This is a genomic window from Cellulomonas pasadenensis (genome assembly GCF_047229365.1).
Classification (GTDB): Bacteria; Actinomycetota; Actinomycetes; order Actinomycetales; family Cellulomonadaceae; genus Cellulomonas.
In genome coordinates, this window is the sequence record NZ_JBFTEP010000263.1 from 1 (window position 1) to 1476 (window position 1476).

2 protein-coding genes are annotated in these 1476 nt (G+C 79.6%); both read left to right on the top strand.

Going from position 1 to position 1476, the window contains the following annotated elements; all coding sequences use genetic code 11:
* The first annotated feature begins 71 nt into the window (after positions 1 to 71).
* Positions 72 to 719: an ATP-binding cassette domain-containing protein gene (locus AB6N23_RS18340; RefSeq protein WP_412867388.1), complete on the top strand. Its 648-nt coding sequence runs from the start codon at positions 72 to 74 to the stop codon at positions 717 to 719.
* The coding region (locus AB6N23_RS18345) for an ABC transporter domain-containing protein (RefSeq protein WP_489672013.1) at positions 716 to 1476 on the top strand (761 nt) is incomplete at its 3' end. The genes AB6N23_RS18340 and AB6N23_RS18345, both read left to right, overlap by 4 nt.

A 1476-nucleotide genomic window follows, 5' to 3' on the forward strand; every position in this document is an offset into this window, starting at 1 on the left:
TTTCACGCATAAGACGGCATACGAGTTCGGAGTTTGTTTCTCGTGGGGTCGTAGATGTGTATAAGCGACCGGTGCGCGCCCGCGGCGGCCGGGCGCCCGCCGGCGTGGACGTCACGCTGCGGCCCGGGCGGGTCGTGGCGCTCGTCGGGCCGTCCGGCGCGGGCAAGACGACGACCGTCGAGGCGCTGCTGGGCCTGCTGACGCCCGACGCCGGGACCGTGCGGCTCGTCGGCGCGGACGGCGCCGCCGTGGACGTCGCGGACGTCGACCCGGGGACGTGGTGGCGGCAGGTGACGTGGCTGCCGCAGCGCCCGGTGCTCGAGCCGGGCACGCTCGACGCCCTGCTCGGCTCCCCCGTGCCGGCCGACCGCGACCGGGCGGCGGCGCGCACGGGCCTCGACGCCGTCGTCGCCACGCTCCCGGACGGGTGGGCCACCGCGCTCGGCACCGGCGGCGCCGGCCTGAGCGTCGGGCAGCGCCAGCGGCTCGCCCTCACGCGCGCGCTGCTGCACCCGACGGCGATCGTCGTCCTCGACGAGCCCACCGCGCACCTCGACGCGGCGGGCGAGCGCGTCGTCCTCGACACGGTCGACGCCCTGCGCGCCGCGGGCAGCGCGGTGCTGCTCGTCGCCCACCGGCCGAGCCTGGTGGCGCGGGCGGACGACGTCGTGCCCGTCGGTGCCGCGGCGGACGACCTCGTCGGGGCCGGGACGCCGTGAGCGCGCCGACGACCGCGCGGGCCACGACGCCCGGACCCGGCGCCACGACGCCGGGCGCGGACCTCGCACCCGCCCGACCGCCGCGCGGCACGCTGCGCCGCGCGGTCCGCCTGCTCGACGCCGACCCGCGCCGCGTCGCGCTCGCGGTGCTGCTCGGCACGCTCGCGCTCGGCTGCGCGGTCGCCCTCGCCGCCGTGTCCGCGTGGCTCATCGCCCGCGCGTCGCAGATGCCGCCGGTGCTCACGCTGTCGGTCGCGACGGTGGCCGTCCGCACGTTCGGGATCGGCCGCGGGGTCCTGCGGTACCTCGAGCGCCTCGTGTCGCACGACGTCGCCCTGCGCGGCATGGTCGCGCTGCGCACGACGCTGTACGCGCGGCTGGCCGCCGGCCGCGGTGAGGCCGTGCTCGCGGTGCGCCGCGGTGACCTGCTCGCCCTCGTGGGCGCGGACGTCGACGCGGTGGGCGACGTCGTGGTCCGCGGCCTGCTGCCCGGGGCGGTCGCCCTGGTGCTCGGGGTCGGCTCGAGCGCGGCGATGGCGCTGTTCTGGCCGCCGGCCGGCCTGGCCCTCGCCGCGTGCCTGGTGCTGGCGGGCGTCGTCGCGCCGTGGGTGACCGCGGTCGGCGCGCGGCGCGCCGAGGAGCGCGGGGTGCGGGCGCGCGCCGACATGACGGCCACGGCGCTCGGCGTCCTCGACGACGCCGGCCCGCTCGCGGTCGCGGGGCGCCTCGACGCGGAGCTCGCGGCCCTGCGCGACGC